This window comes from Streptomyces sp. UNOB3_S3 (assembly GCF_020740895.1).
GTDB lineage: Bacteria > Actinomycetota > Actinomycetes > Streptomycetales > Streptomycetaceae > Streptomyces.
Map to the genome: position 1 here is coordinate 1 of NZ_JAILXP010000531.1, position 3,619 is coordinate 3,619.

The following is a 3,619-nucleotide window of genomic DNA, read 5'->3' on the forward strand; positions in this document are numbered from 1 at the left end:
CGACCCACCCACAAACGCGCAGCGGGAATCCCCCGCAGCCCACCGCGTTGACCCAAAGGTGACGTTCAAGCTCTCCGTACTCGACCGTTCCCGCACCCGCCACCGCGAGGAGCCGGGGGAAGCGCTGCGGAACACCGTCGCGTTCGCCCAGCAGATCGAGGCCCTCGGCTACCACCGCTTCTGGGTGTCCGAACACCACAGCGTCCCCGGTGTCGCCGGCTCCGCCCCCACCGTGCTCGCCGCGGCCGTCGCCGCCGCGACCTCCCGTATCCGCGTCGGCACCGGCGGCGTGATGCTGCCCAACCACCGCCCCCTGGTGGTCGCCGAGCAGTTCGGCGTGCTCGCCTCCCTCTTCCCCGGCCGGATCGACATGGGCCTCGGCCGTTCCGTCGGCTTCACGGACGGCATCCGGCGCGCCCTGGGCGTGGAGAAGGCCGCGATGGACGACTTCGCGGACCGGCTGGCGGAGCTCAAGCACTGGTTCACGGGGGAGCCCACCCCGCACCCCGGCGTGCACGCGCTGCCCGCCGAGGGCCTTCGCCCACCACTGTTCGTCCTCGCCAACGACGCGGGCGCCGACATCGCGGCCCGCGCCGGGGCCGCTCTGGTCATCGGCGGCCTCAAGGGCGACGGCGCGACGGCGGCCGCCACAGCCCGCTACCGGGCGGCCTTCATCCCCTCGCCGTGGTGGGACAACCCCTACGTCGTCGTCGCCGGCAACGTGGCCGTCGCCGGGACCCGCGAGGCGGCCCGCCGGCTGCTCGTCCCCGAGGCGTGGGCCCTGGCCCACTCGCGGACGCACGGGGCGTTCCCGCCCCTGCGCCCGGCCGAGGAGATCGAGGAGACGCTGGTCCCCGTGATGAACGAGCGGGAGCGCGGGTTCTACGAGGCCGGGCTGCGCGGCCACGTCCACGGCACCGAGGACGACGTGGCGACCGCCCTCGGCTCCCTCGTGGCCCGCACCGGGGCCGACGAGGTGCTGGTCACGACCAGCTCGTACGACCGGGCCGCGCTGCTCGACTCGTACCGCCGGCTGGCCGGGACGGCCGGTGCGGCGGTGGCGCCTACAGCGCCTGCGCCGCCGGCTTCACCAGGTCCCGTACCGTCTTGGCCTTGACGAAGTCGCCGAGGGCCGTCATCTCCCACTCGCCCGAGTACTGGCGGATGAACTTGCACATCAGGACGCCCGTCTGGGACTCGGATCCGGTGAGGTCGAAGCGGACCAGCTCCTCGCCGGTCTGGGCGTCCAGCAGACGGCAGTACGCCTTGGCGACCTCGGTGAACTTCTGGCCGTTGAAGGAGCTGACGGTGAAGACCAGGCCCGTCACCTCGGGCGGCAGGCCGCCCATGTGCACGGTGATGGTCTCGTCGTCGCCGGAGCCCTCGCCGGTGAGGTTGTCGCCGGAGTGCTGGATGACGCCGTTGAGGATCTGGAGCCGGCCGAAGTAGCAGGCGTCGATCATGTTGCGGTCGGGGCCGTAGGCGATGACCGAGGCGTCGAGGTCGATGGCCCGGCCGTTCCAGGCGGGCTCCCAGCCGAGGCCCATCCTGACCGAACGGGTCAGCGGCCGGCCGCCCTTGACCAGCGAGACCGTCTCGTTCTTCCGGAGGCTCACCCGGCCCTTGTCCAGGTTGATCTTCCCGGGGACCGCGGGCGGGGCGGCCGGGACCGGCGGCGCGACGGGCGCCGGCGCGACGGGGGCGACCGGGGCCGGCGCGGCCACCGGCGCGGGGGCGGCCACCGGAGCGGGCGCCGCCGGCTCCTCCACGCTCACGCCGAAGTCCGTGGCGATGCCCGCCAGACCGTTGGCGTATCCCTGGCCGACCGCGCGGAGCTTCCACGCGCCGTTGCGCCGGTAGATCTCCACGACCACCAGTGCCGTCTCCGTGTTCAGCCGGGGCGGGGTGAAGGTGGCGATCGCCGAGCCGTCGTCGGCGCCGCGCACGGTCGCCGTCGGCTCGGTGCCCGCGAAGGTGGCGCCCTGGGCGTCCGGGCTCGCGGTGACCACGATCTTGTCGATGCCGGCGGGGACCGCCGCCGTGTCGACGATGATCGCGTCGGGGGTGGCGCCGGAGGCGGCGCGGTGCGTCACACCGGGGGCGCTGGGCTGGTTGTAGAAGACGAAGTCGTCGTCGGAGCGCACCTTGCCGTCGGCGGTGAGCAGCAGGCCCGAAACGTCGAGCCGCACGGGGGCGGTGACGTCCACCGTCACACGGGTGACGGAGAGCGGGATGTTCGAGCCGGGTGTCATAGCGGTCATGTACGGGGTAACGAGCTGTGGACCTTTGCGGTTCCATGACCCGGAGACCGAATCCGACCAGGAATATTCGAACGCGATCGGAGGCTGTGTACCTCGTCATTCGGTTTTGATCATGGGGGAGCACATGCCGGACAACGGCAATGCGCATAACGCGCACAACGCATATGTCGCGCAGGGCACCGTCGCCGAGGGCTTCGAGCCCGTGCGCGAGGCGTTCGAGGCCACGCTGGCCCAGGAGCGCGTCGGGCACTCGGCGCAGCTCGCGGCGTATGTGCACGGCAAGCGGGTCGTGGACCTGTGGGGCGGGCCGGAGATCAAGGGGGACTCGCTCACCGGCGTCTTCTCGTCCAGCAAGGGCGCGGCGCACCTCGTCGTGGCCCTGCTGGTGCAGGACGGCACGCTGGACCTGGACGAGGAAGTGCGCCACTACTGGCCGGAGTTCGGCTCGGCGGGCAAGGAGCACGTCACCCTGCGCGACCTGCTGGCCCACCGCGCGGGTCTCGTGGGCGCCGACGGCGGGTTCACCCCGCAGGAGCTGGCCGACGACCGGCTGATCGCCGAGCGGCTGGCGGGCCAGCGCCCGTACTGGCGCCCGGGCACGGCCTTCGGCTACCACGCGATGGTGATCGGCGCCCTGACCGGCGAGGTCGTCCGCCGGGTCACCGGGCGGACGCTCCAGGAGGTGTACGAGGAGCGGATCCGCGCCCCGTACGGCCTGGACTTCTACCTGGGCCTGCCCGAGGAGCAGGAGCACCGCTGGCTCTCCACCCAGCCGATGGACCCCACGCCCGAGCAGAAGCGGGAGATGGCCCTGGGCGCCGCCGGGCCCGAGAGCCTGCGGGGCATAGCCTTCAACGCCAACAACCCGAAGCCGTCGCCGCTCTCGAGGGGCATCGAGTCCTTCCCCAACTCCCGCGAGGTGCGTGCCGGCGGTCAGGCCTCCGCCGGTGGCGTGGCCTCCGCCCGGGGGCTGGCCCGGATGTACGCGGCCGCGATCAGCGAGGTCGACGGGAAGGCGCCGCTGCTCACCGCCGAGATGGCCGCTCGTGTCGCGGAGGTCCACTCCTTCGGGCCCGATCTGGCCCTGGGCGGCATCACCCACGCCTTCGGCCTGGGCTTCGCCGCCACGGGCGTGGACTACCCCTTCCTGGGCGCCCGGTCGTTCGGCCACAGCGGCGCCGCGGGCTCGCAGGCCTTCGCCGACCCGAGCGTCGGCCTGGCCTTCGGCTACAACCGTCGCCGCTTCGCCTACCCGGGCGGCGCGGCTCCTGAGGCGGGCGTCCTGGCGAAGGCCGTCCGCGATTGCGCGGCGCGCGTCTGACGCGGTGACGCGGTGACGTGGGGCGGGGGCGGGGTGG

3 protein-coding genes are annotated in these 3,619 nt (G+C 73.1%); 2 read left to right on the forward strand and 1 reads right to left on the reverse strand.

Annotated features, from left to right (window positions below; genetic code table 11):
- Nucleotides 1-58 precede the first annotated feature (58 nt).
- The gene (locus K6I33_RS33065) at nucleotides 59-1,117 is read left to right on the forward strand and encodes an MsnO8 family LLM class oxidoreductase (protein ID WP_229358371.1); all 1,059 of its coding nucleotides are present in this window, start codon (nucleotides 59-61) and stop codon (nucleotides 1,115-1,117) included.
- On the opposite strand, the gene K6I33_RS33070 is transcribed toward K6I33_RS33065, so the two are convergent.
- Nucleotides 1,065-2,261, reverse strand: coding sequence for a TerD family protein (locus tag K6I33_RS33070; protein WP_229358372.1), 1,197 nt, complete (start codon nucleotides 2,259-2,261; stop codon nucleotides 1,065-1,067). The genes K6I33_RS33065 and K6I33_RS33070 overlap by 53 nt on opposite strands.
- Nucleotides 2,262-2,373: 112 nt before the next feature.
- Here K6I33_RS33070 and K6I33_RS33075 point away from each other — a divergent pair, with 112 nt between their 5' ends.
- On the forward strand, nucleotides 2,374-3,582 hold the full coding sequence (locus tag K6I33_RS33075; RefSeq protein WP_374286491.1) for a serine hydrolase domain-containing protein: 1,209 nt from the start codon (nucleotides 2,374-2,376) through the stop codon (nucleotides 3,580-3,582).
- Nucleotides 3,583-3,619 lie beyond the last annotated feature (37 nt).